Origin of the sequence: Ekhidna sp. (genome assembly GCF_965227465.1) — a bacterium.
Taxonomy (GTDB): domain Bacteria; phylum Bacteroidota; class Bacteroidia; order Cytophagales; family Cyclobacteriaceae; genus Ekhidna.
This window is the reverse complement of record NZ_OZ245746.1, coordinates 1178670-1197264: the sequence shown is the minus strand read 5'-3', so window position 1 is coordinate 1197264 and position 18595 is coordinate 1178670. Positions and strand designations below refer to the sequence as shown.

Genomic DNA, 18595 nt, shown 5'->3' with positions numbered 1-18595 from the left:
ATTAACTCACCAACTCTATCCTCAGTCCTACCCCCAACAATTTCTCTCCATTTACCCACTTAGCAGTCACATGAATTTCAGTTTCGTTTTTTATGGCTGGTAGAATGGTCTCTGCCATCTCTTTGTTGAGGTAACCGATTTGATTATCGTTTTTAGATAGCACCTTTACGGCATTCTTATCATAGGGATTGTCCGGCTCTGCTAATAATTTCAGCTTATCATCTTCCTCGACCTCTTGTCTGATGATCTCCTGACGAGAAGATCCATCTGCATTATCTTTAGACACACCAACTACTTTGGTGTCATAAACAAAGACCGAAGGAATTTTGATGATTTTAGCCACATTCAAATTTAAACCTATGCGCATTATTTCAGCAATTACCCTCCTACTTACTTTCACTCTTCATGCTCAGGACATTAATAAACTGTCTGAAGCGCACATTGAAAAGAATGGAGTACAAATCCTTCAGGATTTCAGAATCCTTCTCTCCATCCCGAATGTAGCTTTCGACCTGCCTAACATCAACAAAAATGCAGCGTACATAAAAGCTGAATTGGAGAAACGGGGAGTAGAATCAAAACTGCTACGGATGGTAGGAACCCCTCCCATTGTTTATGGATACTATCCTGTAAAAGGAGCTAAGCGCACCATTGCTTTTTATGTGCACTATGATGGGCAACCAGTAGATAAGACGAAATGGACCACAGATCCATGGCAGCCAACCTACTACTCTAAAGCGCTGTTTGACGGAGGTGAGCAATTGGATTTTCCTTCTTCTTTTGATCAAATAGATGAAGAGCATCGCATCTATGCTCGTTCTGCAGGAGATGACAAAGCACCCATTATTACCATATTGACCGCTTTGGATATGATCCAGTCCAATAAACTCAAGGTAACTTCTAATCTTGTGTTTTTCTTCGAAGGACAAGAGGAAGCCGGATCCAGGCAGCTCCAGCAATACCTAAATGACAATCGGGCACTTGTGGACGAAATCGATCTTTGGTTGTTTTGCGATGGCCCGGTTCATCAATCTAGGAGGCCTCAATTGGTTTTCGGAGTACGTGGAGTCACTGGTATGGAAATCACTACGTATGGCCCAAATCGTCCCCTTCACAGCGGGCACTACGGAAATTGGGCTCCAGTGCCCGGGCAATTGCTTGCTGATCTAATCGCCAGCATGAAGGATAAAGATGGAAATGTGATAATTGATGGTTTTTATGATGATATAGAGCCTTTGAGTGATTTAGAAAAAGAAGCACTATCAAATATTCCCCTGATCGATGAGCAGCTAAAAGCTGAATTGGGCATTAACAACCCGGAAGGAACAGAATCTTACAATGAACGACTGCTTCGTCCCTCTCTTACCATCAGAGGGTTGAGTAGTGGCAATACCGGTAAACTGGCCCGAAATGTAGTTCCAGCTACAGCAACAGCAGCTATTGGAATGAGACTGGTAAAGGGTTGTGATCCCGAAAAGCAGAAAGACCTGGTTGAGGCCCACATCCGATCACAAGGTTTTTATATTGTGAGGGAGGATCCTGATCACGAGACTAGGATGAAGTATCCCAAGATTGCTAAAGTAACACGGTCCAGTGGATACCCTGCAGCACGGACTTCCATGGACCTGCCTATCATACAGGATGTTATTAAGCGATCGAAAGATGTAGCTGGTGAGGATCTCCTACTATTACCAACACTTGGTGGCTCACTCCCGCTTTATCTTTTCACCGACGAATTGAAGAAGCCGGCCATTATTCTTCCCATTGCCAATCATGATAACAATCAGCATGCTGCTGATGAGAATTTACGAATTGGTAACCTTTGGTATGGAGTGAAATTAATGAGTGCGTTAATGACAATGGATAAATAAAAATTGTCTACGCTCAAACAAATGGACTACTTCCAATGTATAGAATGTGACATGTCTTAAGGTTATTCCAAAGGCATAGGAATCAGGTAATCAACTCCCATTATATTTGACAAAAATTCAACTATGTACACCTTCCTACTTCATTTTCACTCAGGCCTTCGATGGCTCATTCTTGTTGCAGTTGTAGTCGCTGTAATTAAATCACTCATTGGCCTTTTTGGCGGTACAGCGTACACCAAGTTTGACAAGATTCTGGCTGTCTCTTTTGTGGGAATGATGCATTTACAATTACTAACCGGCCTGGTACTATATTTTTTTTATAGCCCATTCATTACTTACAATATGAGTGATCCGGTACAGAGATTTTGGTCAGTGGAGCACCTGGCATTGATGCTCTTTGCTGTAGTAGCAGCACAGGTAGGTAGATCGATCAGTAAAAAGACGCAGGATGCACAGGTTAAATTCAGATTTCAATCCATCTTCTTCGGAATGTCGTTGGTGCTTATGCTATTAGGTATTCCCTGGGGAAGGATTTAAGAAGGAAGCTTAATACTTGTTAGTCCGCTTTATTATTCGAGGCTATAATAAACTCATATATCTGTTTCCAGCTTTTAGGCTTCAAGTCGGCATCAGTATCTGCCGCTGAATAAGCAGAGGTTAGGTATATCGCCTTGCATCCAAGGTTATTGGCAAGTTGAACATCTGTCGAACGATCTCCGATAACGTAGGAATTTTCCAAATCATAATCTCCTTTCATGTATGAAGTAAGCATACCTGTACCCGGCTTACGATTGGGATGATTGTCATTTTCAAAATGTTCGTCTATATGTACTGCATCGAAATGGATTCCCTCCGTTTCTAATAGCCGCATGATAAAGTTATGCACCGGCCAAAATTCATGATCCGGAAACACATCCGTTCCTAATCCATCCTGATTAGTCACCATTACAAACAGGAAATCGGTCTCATCCTTTAACTTCTTGAGGTAGTATAAGGCTTCAGGCAGAAAATCTAATTTTTCTATAGTCTCAATTTTTTCATCATCAGTCTCCTGAATGATGGTTCCATCACGGTCAATGAATAAGATAGGTCGCATAGCTGCGAAAGTAGCATTTGATTGGGATATGCGTTACAAAGAGGGAGAAATGAAATGAAAAAATGAGCGACTAACCTCAATGAAAAGAAATTAAACAGATGCTTTTTGGCTATTTTTATACTCATCGAATAACGATTAAAGACATGACACTTTCTCCAAAATCAAAAAACATTTATTCTCAAATCACGAGCGAGACCAAACTAGGAGATTTACGAAAAATGGCCAAGGACATCAAAAAAGACCATGAGCTGGCGATGGAGCTATGGTCAACAGGTGAATTATTACCACGGCAGCTAGCCATTCTAATCATGGATAAAAAACTCCTTACTCAAGAGCTCATTGATCAATTGGATAAGGACATGCAGCGCCATGAACTCGAAGAGCGAAATCAATTAATGGATTGGCTAATGGCAAACCAACTTGCTAAAGACAAAAAGACATTGGCTTTGATCGAATCGTGGGAGAAAAGTCCTTCTGCTCTTCAACGAAGGGTTTATTGGTATCATCAGGCGAGATTGAGATGGATGGGGAACACAAACCATACAAATACTGAAGAGCTGCTCTCATTGATAGAGACAAATATGGCTGATGAGCAACCTGAAGTTCAATGGGCCATGAATTATACCGCCGGGCAAATAGGCAAATTTCAGGAAGAGCATCGGGACCGATGCATTTCCATTGGTGAGAAAACCGGGTTGTTCAAGGATGAAATAGTCTCCAAAGGTTGCACCCCATGCTATTTACCCAAATTCATACCTATAGAGGTTGCTAAATTGAATAAGTAGCGACGATTGAACCAATAGGAATCTCTTTCCATTTCCCAATTTCTATTTAAAACAAAAAAGCGGCTCTCGCCGCTTCTATTACTCTCCTTCGCATATCTCTTTAATTGATTCATCCGTGCTTTCCTTGCCCCAGGTCGGTGCAAATGGATTAGCAACTCGTTCTACCTGAGTGTATAGGACTTTCGCTTTGAATAAGCTTCCACAAGCTTCTTCCGTACCGGTACCCATAAATTGAGCTGTTCCATACTGCATTCTTCCCATGAGGTAGTGCGCACGCGGATTATCCGGATTTAGCTTAATCGCTTTCTGAAAAGAGGTAAATACCATTCCACTATACATCATACCCCGCGACGCAGGATCAACGGCAAGCTTAATCATGTTAATGTAACCTCGCATGGTTTCCAGTTCCGAATCATTCGGTTTGATCGCCTCTCCTTTTGCGACAGTCTCAAGCGCTAAGTCAAGGTACTTGTCTTTTTCATCAGCACTCTCTACCATTCCACTCATTCTCACATAACCAAAAGCTGCATAGTAGTAAGGTTCCCATCGATCTCCTTCAGCATCTCCTATCCTATTTAGCTGATTTATAACTCCTTGTAATGTTTCCTGATTGTCAGCAGAGAACATGGCAGGGATATTCTTACCCATTGCTTTCTCAAACTGACCGTTAGCCATTGCAAATGTTGCACATAGTACGCCTAACAGAAGTATTAGATTCCTTTTCATAATTGATAATTGTTTAAATGTTAAAGTCATATTGATTTATAAGTTTGGCAACTGATTGATGCCTTTGTTTTTAGATAAAGTGATAAACACACCCAAGAATATGAATCGCTTAGCAGCGGGCGTAATTGGCCTGCTGGCATACACGCCATTTTCATTTGGAGTATTTGCATACTCATATCCGAATATGTTATTGATACCAAGGACATTATTTACCATCGCGTGGATAATCACCTGGCTACTATACAGATAGCTTATATTAAAACTTAGGTCATGGTACGCAGGAGTTCTTCCATTCAAAAACCCTTCACTATTTAAGTCATTGTATGACCGAGGACTTGCGAAAGAGTATGTCACGCCTACCTGACTTTTTAGCTTATCAAAGAACTTCTTAGTCACCACGGAAAAATTGTGATTGGAGGCAAATGATGGAGTATATGAACCCGGAAAGTCTTTGTACTCGCGTTCTGTATTCAGATATGAATAGCTAACCCAGTAATCCAGATTTTTTACCGTCTTAGAATCTCTCCAGAATAAATCAAGTCCTCTGGCATATCCTCCTCCCGTAAATTGAAAAGTACCTGGATCATAAATATTCGTGTACTTCGCTAATTGATCGTATTTCTTTTCATAAACCTCAACCCGGAAGCTCATGCCTTCATTTAGCCATTGATAATTGGCGATGTAGTGAGTGGCTTTCTCATGTAAGGAAGCCTTGTCACTAAGTGTGATCTGTGTGGCAGGTGCTTGACGAAACTGTCCATAAGCAACAGACACCTGACTATGCTCTCCAGTTTTATAAGCAGCCGATAACCTTGGATCCAATGCAATGTTATCGTTCAGGTTATTGTGTTCAACTCTAACGCCAGCCTTAAAAGCAAGTGCCGAGGACGCAAACATTTCCGTTTCCACAAAAGAGGCACCAATACGCTCATCAAATTCCTGATCAAATGATTCTCCATCGTTCAATGTTTGATATAAACTTCTGCCGATCACCTCTGCTCCGGCAACTAATGCTAAGCGATCGGAGTGTTGATAGTCCATAGTGACTTTCGTATGAAAGCCGCTAAGGTTTTGATCAATGCTGGATTGATCCAGCGACGCAAAATCATTGCTCCTGGTAAAAGAAATACCTGTTCTTACCCCCCATTTATCATCGAGTAATTCACGATAGGAAGTATTAAAATGAAGGTAATCGTTGGATACTACAACAGGAAGGTCAATCTCTGGATTTCTAATATCGGATTCGTACAGGTCCATCGATGATTGACTCACATTGGTGAATACTTTGAGCATTCCTGTCTTGCTTGTCTTCCAGCGATAAGCAAAATTTCCATTATACTCCTGAGGCGCTTTATTCCATCTTAGATTCTGACTTACCAGGGCAAAATATGGAGTCAAGTTTGTGTACTGAACCTTTCCCGCCAAAGAGCTATTTTCAAATGATTGAGTAGTAGATATATCAGCTCCGACTGACATCAATGAGATGTCGGTGCGGTCATTTTCAGCAACATCCTTTGAATTCAGTACCAAAGCAGATGAAAGAGCCTGGCCGTATTCGGCAGAGTATCCGCCAGTTGAAAAACTGGTGCCTTTAAACATAAAGGGTGAAAATCGACTTCTGCCTGGTGTATTTGGTGCAGAGGGACTGTATTCATTATGGACCAGCATCCCATCAATAAAGGTTTTGGTTTCCCTGCCATCCCCACCACGTACAAATAACCTTCCGGTCTCGCCCACGGTCTGCGTGCCAGGTAAAGTATTAAGTGCTCCGGGAATATCTGCTGTAGCACCTGCAGTGGTTACAATATCTAATGGCTTTAACACCTCTCGTTTGCTTTCATCAGATGCGTTAAAAGATCCCGCAGTGATGACTACCGCGTTAAGGTGACTGATTTCCTCTTTCAGTATGAAGTTGAGTTTTTGGCTTTTGGATTCAATCGGAAGTTCAGATGTATGAAAGCCGATGTAAGATGCAACCAGAATTAAGCTATCCACCTCGTAGCTTTCAAATGAAAACTCACCATTAATATCTGTGGTGGCACCATCATAAGTTCCTTTTAAATAAACATTTACCCCAAGTAAAGGCTCTCCGGACTTGTCGGCCACCTGTCCGGAAATGGTAACTTGTCCGTATGAAAAGCAGGTTAAAAAAAGTAAAGTAGTTGTGAGTAGTCCTTTCATATCAAATGATTTATGACCCAAAAGTCCCTGCTATCATTATCTCTTACCAATTAGCATGACCGAACTGTCGAATTAGACAGATGAATTGTATCTTAAGGATTCTAAAATCCTAAGACAATGAAGAAAACCTTACTTACACTAATTATTGTAGCCCTAACAGCTACCACATTATCCGCTCAAAAATTTGATAAGCAGATTGAAAAGATGGTTGCACAAACAGAAAAAGACGTGATCGAATGGCGCCATTGGTTTCATGAGAATGCGGAACTAAGTAACCGTGAATTCAAGACAGCTGAACGAATCACATCCATCTTAAAAGAAATTGGCTATGAGCCACAAACCGGAGTTGCCAAAACAGGCGTTGTGGCTATACTCAAAGGTGGCAAGCCCGGACCAGTTGTTGGCTTACGTGCTGATATTGATGGACTGCCTGTAAAAGAACGAGTAGAGCTGCCTTGGGCTTCCAAGCAAGTGGCTGAATACAATGGTGCGGAAGTTCCGGTAATGCATGCGTGTGGTCATGATACACACATTAGTATACTCTTAGGAGTAGCCAAGATGCTTTATGAGATAAAAGATCAGGTTCCCGGCACAGTAAAATTTATTTTTCAACCCGCTGAAGAAGGAGCACCGAAAGGTGAAGAAGGTGGAGCTGAACTAATGGTCAAAGAAGGCGTGCTCAAAAATCCTGATGTAGATGCAATTTTTGGCTTACACATTAATGCTCAGACCCCTGTAGGAACATTAAAGGTGCGCCCAGAAGGTATTATGGCTGCTGTAAATTCTATGAGAATTGACATAAAGGGGAAACAAGCGCATGGATCTGCCCCATGGGATGGAGTTGACCCGGTCGTCACCGCGGCTCAAATGATCAACAACTTCCAATCGATCATCAGTAGAAATATGCAGCTCACCAAAGCGCCGGCCGTTCTGACCATAGGTGCAATTCATGGCGGTGTTCGGTACAACATTATTCCCGAAGACCTATACATGCTTGGCACCATTCGTACATTGGATGCAGACATGAGAACCCAAATTCTTCAGCGGATCAGAGAGGTTGCTCAACAAACCGCTGAATCAAACAATGCAGAAGTGGAAGTGTGGATTGATGAAGGGTATCCTGTTACTTATAATGAGCCAACATTGTATGACGAAATGCTTCCCACACTCATGAGAGCAGCAGGCAATGAGAATGTAGAAATTATCAAACCGATCACCGGAGCGGAAGATTTCTCATTTTTTCAGGAACAAATCCCTGGACTGTACTTCTTCGTAGGAGGTTGTCCTTCGGATCGAGATCCTAAAAAAGTAGCGGGACATCATACTCCTGATTTTTATGTGGACGATGCAGGCATGAAGCTAGGGATGAAAGCCATGATGGGTTTGACATTGGATTACATGTCAAACAAATAATCCTATTTAATATTTGAATATTTATAATTGATAAGTAAAATGCTTATAGCTAATTATGGTACAATACCAGTATTTAATGGTATTATTTAAATTCATCTTTGAATCATTATTTCATTAAAAAATTAAGCTATGGGTTACTTATTTAAATTTTTTGCCAAGAAGGATAATTTCAGATTAGCAAAAGCAGAAACAGGAGAATGGATGGTAAAAAAGAATCTGAAGATCTTATATATCGGATCTAAAGAAAAATGTCAGACCTATATGAACCAGCTAAGGATGGCTTAGATATAAGAGCTTGAAGTTTCAAATAGGATTAGGTGTGTGAACCCCGCTCAAAAGCGGGGTTTTGTTTTTAGTCTTTATCTCCCCAGAATCCAAACAGCCAATTACCAGGTGCCGATTCGTCATTAGACTTAAAAAACTCATCAACGGCAACCATCAATTCTTCCTTGGTAATGGAATCATCACCATCGCGATCCAGCTTTACAAAAGCTTTAGCTGAGTGCTTTATAGGGATATGATAACACATAAACATATCCGAATACTCATCCACAGACATAACTCCATCTTCATTCACATCAAAGGAATCAAAAATGGAACTGATCATGTGTTTTACCCAGCTTCTGTAAAACTTATCATTCCCGGGTTTAAGCATCGCATCATAAAAGCGGAGAAATTGTTCCTCATTTGCCTGACCCCCTTGTTTTTCAAAATATTTTTGGAACATCCTCCAACTTTGTACACTTCGATTAATTACTCGTTCGTATTCTTCAGTTCCAGGCTTAAAAACCCATAGAATGCATAAAGATTCTCCTATTTCACGAAAGTCATTTTCCTCTAGAACTCCGTTTCTATCTTGATCCAGCACGACCCTGAAATAGTGAGAGATTTTTTCTTTTTGAAACTCTGTTAACATATTAAGCGGTTTTGGTCTGCAAAAGATACGACAAATCTTAATACTCACTAATTATAAAAGGTGACCCTTATCAGTAAGTCAATTGCAGAACTAAACTGTTTTAAGTTACCATTTTGGTATCTTTAATAAGGAGGGAGATTATGGAAGGCCTATATACAGAAATATACCGTGGGAAAGAGATCGTAGTTATTGACTATTCTGTAATTCCACATGAATTAGAGTTTGAGCTCATGAAAGCCTCACTCACTTGCATCACTGGATATGAAAAGTCATCTGCCTCTGTGCTTGAAATTATTTCTGGAGTAAAGCTGAGCAAAGAAATTTTAGACTACTTCCCTTACTATTATAAAGAAATAAAGAGCCATGTGTGGAAATGGGCTTCTGTTGGGTTTGGAGAGCTCATATTTAAGGAAATGATTGCTAACAAACTCATTGATGAGAAGGCCTCCAAAAACAAGAATATTCAATGGTTTGAGACAAAGGAAGAGGCTCTATCATTTTTAACACAAGATTATCAATGAAAATTGATATTTATTCGCTCAATAAGCTTTCATGACACTCTACCAAATCAAAATCAATGAAAAGAGCCATCTGGAACAGCCATGGCGGGTGCATTCTTTGCTAGAAGATTTTGATGTTGAAGATGTCTGGCGTGTGCCGGTAAAGCTCAAACAAGAGCACAGCCTGGATCTGTTTCTAAATCAGTTCATGGAATCGAATGAACAGGTAACACAAAAAGGACTAGTAGGATTTCTATTTCGTCTTAGACTCTTTCTTGGAAAAATCTTCAATTGGGATGAAAAACAGCAGATAGATCATTTACTCCCCGGAAGTATCAGAGAACGCTATGCAAAGGCAGAAAACCGGAAATTCAAAGACCTGCCTGATCCAGGTACCGGAGACTTTATACCTGTTTATCAACTGGAGGATGAATATTTATCTGAAATTGAGAATAAGACCGTACATGCTGCCTTACATATTGGGAGAGTGCAAATAGCTGGCGGTTATGGCATTCATATGGCTGTGTACGTAAAACCAAAGGGACTTTTTGGAAAAGCCTACATGAAATTGATCCAGCCGTTCCGTCATTGGATTGTATACCCTGCTCTGATGAAGTCAGCAAAAAGAAGTTGGGAGCGGTATTGCCAGAAAAAGTAAATGATCAAAATCGTATTTTTGATATCGATCTTCAATGAAGTATGCACGACACACTCATAAAGAACGTCAAAGAACTTGTTCCTCTTTCTGAGAAAGAAGTGGAGTTGATTTGCGATGCATTTAAGCCTCGACACCTGAAGAAAAAAGAGCACCTTTTGCAAAAAGGTGATCCATCCAATTACATGCGTTTTGTTTCGGATGGGTGTATGAAGGTTTATTCCGTTGATGAAGATGGACAGGAGCATATTCTTCAGTTTGGTATTTCTGGGTGGTGGATCAATGATCTATATGCCTTTCTCACGGAAACGCCCGCCACGTTTTTCATGCAGGCTATCACTGATAGCACTATGTTTCAGGTGCATCGGGATCGCCTCAATCAACTATATGATGAAGTACCCATGATGGATCGCTTCTTTCGCATCAAAACACAAAATGGCTATGTAGCCCTGCAGGAGCGAACGATCCGATCCATGAGTGATAGCGCTGAGCAGCGCTACAGTGAATTTGTCAATCGATACCGTGACATGGAACAGCAAATCCCACAATACATGATCGCTTCTTTTTTAGGCATTACTCCAGAACATTTGAGCACCATTCGAAAAAAAATGAGTAATCAAAGCCTTTCTTAAGATACCTTAATGTTTTCGCTTTCGCTGGCTTGAAACTTTGTAATCAAAAAGTTAAAAGCTATGAAAGCAACAACCTTTTCTATGTTATTACTTCTCACCGTGGCTGTCAAGGCACAGCACAAAGAGGTAGTTGGTACAAGTCCATGGGGACCGGAAGATGAAATCGGCACCCTGAACTTAATGACCGAAGCATCTCAGCTTCAGATACTCTCAAAAATTAATTCGGGCAAGGCTTATGATCTAAGTGTTGACTACTTTGTTGGCATGCCCAGCTTCCATGCCTTGGGAGATCCTGGCTATCAGTATTGGCTAACTCATACCCCACATGGAACCATCGTAGACAACCCGAATGGAATGGGTGAAGCGATGAACCGCAAGGTGAGTTACACAGGAGATGCTATCTCCATGTACACGCACATGGGTACACACATTGATGCGCTCAACCACTTTGGACTGAATGGGGAAATCTGGAATGGATTTACGCCGGAAGAACATCTGGGTGACAAGGGGTGGAAAAAAACCGGAGCAGAGACCATCCCTCCCATTATCGCTCGTGGGGTGATGATTGATGTAAAATCATCCAAAGGGACACTTCCCAACAACTATCGGATTACTGCCAAAGATCTTCAGGATGCACTTAAAAAACAGCGAGTTGGGTTGGAGCCTGGCGATGTTGTCGTTATCCGCACAGGTCAGGCCGAGTTTTATCAGGATGCCAATCACTATCTCGACAACTATCCGGGTATCAGCCTTGATGCGGTAAAGTGGCTCATCGAAGATCAGGGCATCATGCTTCTGGGTGCAGACAACCTGAGTTTTGAAGCATTTCCTCCTGAGCGAGCAGATAATTGGGTACCTGTACACACTTATCTACTGGCTGAAAAGGGTGTGATGTTCATCGAGCAGATGTACCTGGAGGAACTTGCCAATGATGAGGTATACGAGTTTGCATTCATCGCAGCTTCACTGAAACTGAAAGGTGCAAGCGGTTCTCCAATGCGTCCCATTGCCCTACCTATATCCAAATAATTCTTAAAAAAATTAAACAACAAACATATGTCAGCTTACATATTATTTGACAACCTCACGGTAACCAGTCCTGAGGATTTAGAAACCTACAAAAGCCAAGTGGCTGAAGTGGTGGAAAAACACAAGGGAAAGTACGTGGTACTGGGTGGTAAAACAAGAGTGGTTGAGGGATCGGTAACACCCAGTTACCTGGTCATGATTCAGTTTCCAAGTTTTGAAATGGCGGAAAACTGGTACGACTCAAACGAGTACAAAGATCTGAAGGCTCTTCGCCTGTCAGCTACCACGTCTACCGGAGTGATCATGGAAGGACTTCCAGTCTGATAGTTATAAAGCGAATGGTTCCCTTGAGTCCCATTCGCTATTTAAATCAACATCAAAACATTATGACGATGAATAATCCAACTTTGCTTCTTCTCTCATTTTCAGTATTGCACCTGTAGGTTTTCGCTCGGAGAAAGATGAGACTAAGGCACGGAAAAAGGTGCGTAAGCCGATCGATGAACTTTTTGAATTAGCTTAATTTTATTGTGATGGAAACTGACAATAAAAAAACCCATTACAAAATTTCCTAATACAGCTAAAAATGAAAAAAGCAAAAATATATACCTTCCTATTTGATGGTTTTTCAGACTGGGAAATTGCATATCTAACTCCTGAAATCAATCGGAACGAATTGGCAGATTTGATCTTCTTCTCAAAAGATGATAAGCCAATCAAAAGTATGGGAGGGCTTACAGTAGTTCCGGATGAAGCACTTAAAAATATCAACCCTGACAATATTGATCTGTTGGTACTTCCGGGAGGCACACATTGGGAAAAGGGACTAAATAATGAAATGGAGCCACTTACCAGAAAGGTTGCAGATTTAGATAAGCCAATTGCTGCCATCTGTGCTGCCACCACATTCCTTGGTCAGTTAGGATTGTTGAACGAAACTATGCATACAAGCAATGACTTGAACTACCTAAAAGCTATAGCTCCTAATTATGCTGGTGAAATTCACTACCAGGCTTCCCTTTCAGTTTCCGATAAGAAACTGATAACCGCAAACGGAATCGCTCCAATTGAATTCACCAGGGAAGTCCTCAAAATGATGGAGCTATACAATGAAGAAGAGCTAAACAAGTGGTATCAATTGTATAAACATGGAATTTGGGAAGAGTAGATGGCAATAACATTCACATCATCGAACGAAAACAATAATCACAAAAGGGTTTATGGTGCTATTCGAACGGGAAGCAGATCCTTCTAAAAACTGGTTGCCCCATGATGGTACGGTCAATTATTACGGCAAAATCTTTGAGCTGCTGGAAGCTGACCGATTATTTGAAATTCTTCTTACTACCATAGACTGGCAGCCCGATCAAGCTGTCATTTTCGGTAAGACGATTGTGACCAAACGGAAGGTAGCATGGTATGCGGAAAAGCCCTTTCCTTATCGTTATTCCGGCACCACGAAAGTGGCACTCCCATGGACGGAAGAGCTCCAGTCTATCAAAGCGCTCGCTGAAAAGCATTCCGGTGAGACATACAACTCTTGCCTATTGAATTTGTATCATTCCGGAGATGAAGGCATGGCCTGGCATAGTGATGGTGAGACTGAACTAAAGAAAAACGGAGCAATTGCTTCATTAAGTTTTGGTGCTGAACGTAAGTTTTCTTTTAAGCATAAGCAAACCAAGGAACGCATCGACCTGCTATTGGAGAATGGCAGCCTGTTGGTAATGAAAGGCACCACTCAAACCCATTGGCTCCATCGGCTCCCACCTACAAAAAAGGTGAATCAACCCAGAGTGAACTTGACCTTCCGTCAGATGGAGGAAAGATTGATAATCAATTATTAATGTTTGTAAATCTCCTCTTCGTATTAGTATCTAAGGAGCGATAGCTTCCAACGTGTAACTTTTAGTCCACGACATCCCTCTTCAGTCGTAAACCAATTCAGATCACTAAAAACATGTCATGTCCAGAACAAAAAAGATCATTAAATGGTCCGCAATCACCATTGTCATTCTAGTCCTATCATTGACCGTATTTGGCTATTGGTTTATGGGGTTAATAGTTGCCGATAAACCAATGTATGAAGGCATCACTAAAACAGTTCCTTCTGACCTCACTTACCTGACAAATGACTCAGTTGAATATCGGGGCAAAATACTAGCAGTAGTAACCAGCACCGCTGAAATGGGTACCAGTGGTAAATCTACTGGTTATGAACTCACAGAGCTTTCAAGAGCATACTATGTGTTTGTAGCCAATGGATTTGAGGTGGAGGTGGCTAGTCCTCTTGGTGGTCAACCTCCGGTAGTCATAGATGATGACGATGTTGGCAGGTATGATTATGCGTTCATGAATGATCCCGACGCACAATACAAAGTCAACAATACCCTTGCCTTAGCTAATATAAACCCTTCGGATTATGAAGCTGTTTATTTTGTAGGTGGAAAGGGAGCCATGTATGATTTCCCTGACAATGCTACAATTAAAAAGCTTGTAAGAGAACTCTTTGAAAATGACAAAGTAGTTGGTGCTGTGTGTCACGGTCCGGCGGCATTGGTCAATGTTACCCTAAGTGATGGGAAAGCATTATTGGCAAACAAGACCGTCAGTAGTTTTACCAATGAAGAAGAGCTTTTCCTTATTCCCGATGCACCAGAAATATTTCCATTCATGCTGCAGAATAAACTGATTGAATCAGGAGCCTCTTTTCAAGAGGGTTACTTATACCTCGAAAATGTCGCAACTGATGGGAAGCTGATCACGGGCCAGAACCCATGGTCCACCTGGGCGCTCGCTGAATCCATGATTAAAGCGATGGGGCATAATCCCAAACCAAGACCTATCACCGCTGAAGAAAACTCGGTGGCTATTCTAAATTTGTATGCACAGTCAGGGTATGATCAGGCTAAACTGCTGTTAGAGCAAAACTTGAGTGAAGGTACTCCTATCCACAGAGAGCTTCTGGCAGTACACAGCATTGTTTCAACCATGCAATGGGAATTCGGAACCACCATTGATCTTATTCGTCTTTTGGCTTATGCAAAAACAATCGAATAGTTTGAGAATGGCTTAATACGTTAATTTAGTGGCTGTTCAACACCTGAATTCAATCACCGTGCTCAGCCCAAAACAAAAACGCAACATCAGCCGCATCATTCCATTTGGAATCATCTGGCTGGTGACCGGTTGGGTATTTTTATTAGCTGAAACACTAGCAACGGGCAATCAAAACCTCAACCCTGATTCTGCGGTTAGTCTAACAATACCAGTTTTCATTTTTGCAAGTTTGGCTGTGACCTCTGTTGGTCTATTGGTTGGGTTAATCGAGCTTGTGATTCTTGAAAAGCGATTTCGACACCACAGTTTTAAAAGAAAAGTAGGATACAAATTCTTAATTTATCTGTTGCTCATGCTTGTGATTCAGGCATTATTCTTTCCCATCGCATCTGCAATTGAGCTTAACACATCAATCCTGAATCAGCAGATTTGGAAAAAGACCCTACAGTTTTTCCAAAGTATTGTGTTCATCAATACAATGTTTCAAATTTCATTCCACCTGGCGATAAGCCTTTTGTATGCTGCTATTAGCGAAAATCTGGGTCATCAGGTGATGTTCAATTTCTTTACAGGAAAGTATCATAAGCCTCGAGTGGAAGAGCGGATATTTATGTTTCTGGACATGAAGCACTCAACTGCTATTGCTGAGAAGCTGGGGCACATTAATTACTTCAATTTTCTTCAACAATACTATGATGTAATGACAGATCCAATCATCAATCATCTGGGCGAAGTATATCAATACATTGGAGATGAAGTAGTCGTTTCATGGAAGCAAGAGCAAGGTTTAAATAAGAATCACTGCATTGAATGCTTCAAAGAAATTGCAAGTAGTATGAATAAAACGCGAAATCTATTTCATCAGAATTTTGGCATTTCTCCAGAATTTAAAGCCGGAATGCATCTCGGGGCAGTGACAACTGGAGAAATAGGAGCACTTAAAAAGGAGATTGTTTTTAGCGGTGATGTACTAAACACAACAGCCAGGATACAAGCCCTATGCAACGAGCATGATGCGTCACTGATTATTTCAGAGGAACTTAAAGATCAGCTCCCTCAAGAAATTACAACACGTGATCTTGGTGCAATCAAACTCAAAGGAAAATCTCAATCTACAAATATTGTTGCAGTTGAAATGGGCTGAGTAGTTCTCTTCTTCAAATCATTTTTCGATGAAAGTATGTCTCCGGCTCAAAATCATACACATTCATGGCAATGTTCTCGACATTAAAGAGCTCATCGAGTTTTTTAACAATCGCTTCAGAGAGTTTGCTTTTCTGAGCTGTGGATCTCCCACCCATGATGTAAGCAAAGACATGAACAAAGTCATTATCTGTTTTTCCGGCCACCAATGATTTCTCAAATGGAACCAAACGGACTTTGATGTCATTTTCATCAAATAATCCACTTGATACCGCCTGGTCGTGAACGGACTGTAAAATGGCTTGTTCGTCATCTTGTCGGATCGTGTTAGCACTTGTGTGAATGATAAAGTGGGGCATAACAGTTTATGATTTTATTATCAACCACTTCAAGAACAGGAAGAGTTCAGATTATCAAATCAATTAGAATGAATATAAAAGAAAAAGTTAATGCTTTAGGTCTTGAACTACCTGAAGTGACGATTCCTGGGGGAAATTATATTTCTGTAAATAAGAGAGGCATGATCGCATACGTTGCGATCCAGTTTCCAATTTCAAATGAGGAGTTTTTTTACTTAGGAAGATTAGGTGAAAACGTTTCAACTGATGAAGGGTATGATGCAATGGGATTATCTGCGCTAAATGTGATTGCACAAATCGACTCCAAAATTGGCTTTGATGCTATTGAAGGGCTCAATCATTTTGATGCCTACTACCAATCTGTCGAGGGATGGGATGATGCTCCAAAAGTAGTGAATGGTGCTTCAGATTTATTTGTGAATGTTCTGGGAGAAAAAGGCCAGCACTCACGGGCCATTTTTGGAGTAGAGAGGTTGCCACGTAATTTCTGCGTTGGACTTACAGCCAGCTTCACTTTAAAAAATTAAAACAAAAAACCCCGCTACTCGCGGGGTTAAGTGATTGGCGCAGGGACTTCCCGCATCAAGTGCGGGACAGGCTTCTCGCCTATTTCATAAACCAAAAAACCCACCATGGCGGGTTTTGAAGTGATTTCGCTAGGGACTCGAATGGGAACGCCCACCCGGCCCGAACCTGCTGCTTAGGTTTAAGGCAGCTGCTCTATCCTCCCGATAGCCATCGGGAGAGCTACGCAACCATTTCATTTTAGAAAATTCTACAAGTTCCTAAACAAAAAAACCTTGACTGTTAAGTCAAGGTCTTAGTTGTGATTGTGCAGGGACTTCCCGCATCAAGTGCGGGACAGGCTTCTCGCCTATTTCATAACCAAAAAAACCCACCATGGCGGGTTTTGAAGCGATTTCGCTAGAGACTCGAATGGGAACGTCCACCCGGCCCGAACCTGCTGCTTAGAAGGCAGCTGCTCTATCCTCCCTATAGCCATCGGGAGAGCTACGCAACTATTCCATTTTAGAAAATTCTCCAAGTTCCTAAACAAAAAAACCCTGACTGTTAAGTCAAGGTCTTAGTTGTGATTGCGCAGGGACTCGAACCCCGAACCTGCTGCTTAGAAGGCAGCTGCTCTATCCAGTTGAGCTACGCAACCATTTTGTTTGCGGAGAGAGGGGGATTCGAACCCCCGGTACGATTTCTCGCACGCATGTTTAGCAAACATGTGGTTTCAGCCACTCACCCACCTCTCCGTGGCATTAGCTAATGCACTTTTTTAGTCAGTATTCTGACTAAAATCCCTTTCCAAAACGACCTCTTTGACAAGGTTCCCTCGGAAAAGGAGTGCAAATATAAAAGTTACCGTCAAAAATCCATTTCCTTCATTCAATTCTTTAGTAATTTCCTGAATTAAATATTTGGTGAATGAACAAAACACAGATTTTAATCGCTTTAGTGATCATTAGTATTATTGGAATGAGCTCTGCCTACCTCGAATTATTTGAGCTTGTTAAAGATGAACCAGTGGTTGAGCTGGAAAAACCAAAAATCCGTGACGGTGAAATCCGGCAGTACACCAAAAATAAAAAACTAAAGACCATCGTCAATTACGATAATGGAATAAAACATGGTACCTCCTACCTCTATCATGATGATGGAGAAACGGTGCTACTGGCAATGCCTTATCTGAAAGGAAAAAGAGAAGGCGTTTCAGAAAAGTATTACAAAACAGGCAAGTTATATGCCTCTACCTCATATAAGGATGATAAACTCCATGGCATTCGTAAGTTATACTACTCGACCGGCCAATTGAAAGCCGAAATAAATTACGGTTACGGGCATCCGGGCATTGGAACTGTTGAGTACTTAATGGATGGTACCAAAAATGATAAACCGAAAATCACCTCTGAAAAGAAGGGCTCTATCATTTGGTTGGACACCTCCCTCCCATGTGATGATCAAACGTTCTACATTGGTAAACTGATAGACGATCAATTTTTTAATCCACTGGACGAGAACGTGAGATTATTGCTAGCTGAAGAAGATAAGTACTACGTGGACACACAAATCCATACCCCTAGCTACCTCAAATACCAGGACATCATCTGTGCATGCGAAAGCAAGCAGGGCAATCCAATTATTTTAAAAGAGCGTTTGTATTGATCTCCGATTGCGCTTATCCTTAAATTTTGTTAATCCATAAAAATCAATTGCGCGGCA

At 41.3% G+C, this 18595-nt stretch carries 22 protein-coding genes and 2 tRNA genes; 16 read left to right on the top strand and 8 right to left on the bottom strand.

Translation table 11 applies throughout. The features are described from left to right. Position 1: 1 nt before the first annotated feature. A complete protein-coding gene (locus ACO05G_RS05335; RefSeq protein ID WP_421765026.1) occupies positions 2-367 on the bottom strand; it encodes an HIRAN domain-containing protein in 366 nt (121 codons plus the stop codon). Between ACO05G_RS05335 and ACO05G_RS05330 the strand changes: the two genes are divergently transcribed. Together ACO05G_RS05330 and ACO05G_RS05325 are read left to right on the top strand one after the other, a co-directional pair. Continuing rightward, positions 360-1871, top strand: coding sequence for a M20/M25/M40 family metallo-hydrolase (locus ACO05G_RS05330; RefSeq protein ID WP_421765025.1), 1512 nt, complete (start codon positions 360-362; stop codon positions 1869-1871). The genes ACO05G_RS05335 and ACO05G_RS05330 overlap by 8 nt on opposite strands. 123 nt (positions 1872-1994) lie before the next feature. Continuing rightward, complete coding sequence (locus ACO05G_RS05325; protein ID WP_348282825.1) at positions 1995-2408, top strand: hypothetical protein; 414 nt, start codon at positions 1995-1997, stop codon at positions 2406-2408. A gap of 19 nt (positions 2409-2427) precedes the next feature. On the opposite strand, the gene hisB is transcribed toward ACO05G_RS05325, so the two are convergent. Next, positions 2428-2967 carry a histidinol-phosphatase gene (gene hisB / locus ACO05G_RS05320; RefSeq protein ID WP_421765024.1) on the bottom strand — a complete coding sequence of 180 codons (540 nt, stop codon included), beginning with the start codon at positions 2965-2967 and terminating at the stop codon, positions 2428-2430. A 143-nt stretch (positions 2968-3110) separates the two neighbouring features. On the opposite strand from hisB, the gene ACO05G_RS05315 reads away from it, so the two are divergent. Next, entirely contained in the window at positions 3111-3752 is a 642-nt protein-coding gene (locus tag ACO05G_RS05315) for a DNA alkylation repair protein (protein WP_421765023.1), read from the top strand. Positions 3753-3830: 78 nt separating this feature from the next. On the opposite strand, the gene ACO05G_RS05310 is transcribed toward ACO05G_RS05315, so the two are convergent. Both ACO05G_RS05310 and ACO05G_RS05305 read right to left on the bottom strand, forming a co-directional pair. Next, entirely contained in the window at positions 3831-4478 is a 648-nt protein-coding gene (locus tag ACO05G_RS05310) for a hypothetical protein (RefSeq protein ID WP_421765022.1), read from the bottom strand. A 36-nt stretch (positions 4479-4514) separates the two neighbouring features. Further along, entirely contained in the window at positions 4515-6659 is a 2145-nt protein-coding gene (locus ACO05G_RS05305) for a TonB-dependent receptor (RefSeq protein ID WP_421765021.1), read from the bottom strand. Positions 6660-6776: 117 nt separating this feature from the next. Here ACO05G_RS05305 and ACO05G_RS05300 point away from each other — a divergent pair, with 117 nt between their 5' ends. Together ACO05G_RS05300 and ACO05G_RS05295 are read left to right on the top strand one after the other, a co-directional pair. Further along, on the top strand, positions 6777-8072 hold the full coding sequence (locus tag ACO05G_RS05300) for an amidohydrolase (protein WP_421765020.1): 1296 nt from the start codon (positions 6777-6779) through the stop codon (positions 8070-8072). Between the two features lie 129 nt (positions 8073-8201). Next, positions 8202-8357, top strand: coding sequence for a hypothetical protein (locus tag ACO05G_RS05295; RefSeq protein WP_348282819.1), 156 nt, complete (start codon positions 8202-8204; stop codon positions 8355-8357). 67 nt (positions 8358-8424) lie between these two features. Here the strand turns inward: ACO05G_RS05295 and ACO05G_RS05290 are convergent, their stop codons facing one another. After that, entirely contained in the window at positions 8425-8988 is a 564-nt protein-coding gene (locus tag ACO05G_RS05290; protein ID WP_348282818.1) for a hypothetical protein, read from the bottom strand. A gap of 140 nt (positions 8989-9128) precedes the next feature. Here ACO05G_RS05290 and ACO05G_RS05285 point away from each other — a divergent pair, with 140 nt between their 5' ends. From ACO05G_RS05285 to ACO05G_RS05245, 9 genes are all read left to right on the top strand, one after another. Next, positions 9129-9509 (top strand): hypothetical protein, encoded by a 381-nt coding sequence (locus tag ACO05G_RS05285; protein ID WP_421765019.1) that lies wholly within the window; start codon positions 9129-9131, stop codon positions 9507-9509. A gap of 31 nt (positions 9510-9540) precedes the next feature. After that, entirely contained in the window at positions 9541-10146 is a 606-nt protein-coding gene (locus ACO05G_RS05280; RefSeq protein ID WP_421765018.1) for a DUF2867 domain-containing protein, read from the top strand. A gap of 41 nt (positions 10147-10187) precedes the next feature. Then, positions 10188-10775 carry a Crp/Fnr family transcriptional regulator gene (locus tag ACO05G_RS05275; protein ID WP_421765017.1) on the top strand — a complete coding sequence of 196 codons (588 nt, stop codon included), beginning with the start codon at positions 10188-10190 and terminating at the stop codon, positions 10773-10775. Between the two features lie 60 nt (positions 10776-10835). Beyond that, entirely contained in the window at positions 10836-11804 is a 969-nt protein-coding gene (locus tag ACO05G_RS05270; protein ID WP_421765016.1) for a cyclase family protein, read from the top strand. Positions 11805-11831: 27 nt separating this feature from the next. Next, complete coding sequence (locus ACO05G_RS05265) at positions 11832-12128, top strand: DUF1330 domain-containing protein (RefSeq protein WP_421765015.1); 297 nt, start codon at positions 11832-11834, stop codon at positions 12126-12128. Between the two features lie 262 nt (positions 12129-12390). Then, the gene (locus ACO05G_RS05260) at positions 12391-12972 is read left to right on the top strand and encodes a type 1 glutamine amidotransferase family protein (RefSeq protein ID WP_421765014.1); all 582 of its coding nucleotides are present in this window, start codon (positions 12391-12393) and stop codon (positions 12970-12972) included. 52 nt (positions 12973-13024) lie between these two features. Further along, entirely contained in the window at positions 13025-13651 is a 627-nt protein-coding gene (locus ACO05G_RS05255; RefSeq protein ID WP_421765013.1) for an alpha-ketoglutarate-dependent dioxygenase AlkB family protein, read from the top strand. A 118-nt stretch (positions 13652-13769) separates the two neighbouring features. Then, a complete protein-coding gene (locus ACO05G_RS05250; RefSeq protein WP_421765012.1) occupies positions 13770-14864 on the top strand; it encodes a type 1 glutamine amidotransferase domain-containing protein in 1095 nt (364 codons plus the stop codon). A gap of 28 nt (positions 14865-14892) precedes the next feature. Further along, on the top strand, positions 14893-16008 hold the full coding sequence (locus tag ACO05G_RS05245) for an adenylate/guanylate cyclase domain-containing protein (protein WP_421765011.1): 1116 nt from the start codon (positions 14893-14895) through the stop codon (positions 16006-16008). A gap of 13 nt (positions 16009-16021) precedes the next feature. Here the strand turns inward: ACO05G_RS05245 and ACO05G_RS05240 are convergent, their stop codons facing one another. Further along, complete coding sequence (locus tag ACO05G_RS05240) at positions 16022-16366, bottom strand: 5-carboxymethyl-2-hydroxymuconate Delta-isomerase (RefSeq protein ID WP_421765010.1); 345 nt, start codon at positions 16364-16366, stop codon at positions 16022-16024. 68 nt (positions 16367-16434) lie between these two features. On the opposite strand from ACO05G_RS05240, the gene ACO05G_RS05235 reads away from it, so the two are divergent. Continuing rightward, the gene (locus ACO05G_RS05235) at positions 16435-16893 is read left to right on the top strand and encodes a RidA family protein (protein WP_421765009.1); all 459 of its coding nucleotides are present in this window, start codon (positions 16435-16437) and stop codon (positions 16891-16893) included. A gap of 564 nt (positions 16894-17457) precedes the next feature. On the opposite strand, the gene ACO05G_RS05230 is transcribed toward ACO05G_RS05235, so the two are convergent. Next, positions 17458-17531 (bottom strand) — tRNA-Arg (locus ACO05G_RS05230). 10 nt (positions 17532-17541) lie between these two features. Then, a tRNA-Ser gene (locus tag ACO05G_RS05225) sits at positions 17542-17628 on the bottom strand. 172 nt (positions 17629-17800) lie between these two features. Between ACO05G_RS05225 and ACO05G_RS05220 the strand changes: the two genes are divergently transcribed. Next, positions 17801-18538: a toxin-antitoxin system YwqK family antitoxin gene (locus tag ACO05G_RS05220; RefSeq protein WP_421765008.1), complete on the top strand. Its 738-nt coding sequence runs from the start codon at positions 17801-17803 to the stop codon at positions 18536-18538. Positions 18539-18595: the final 57 nt, after the last annotated feature.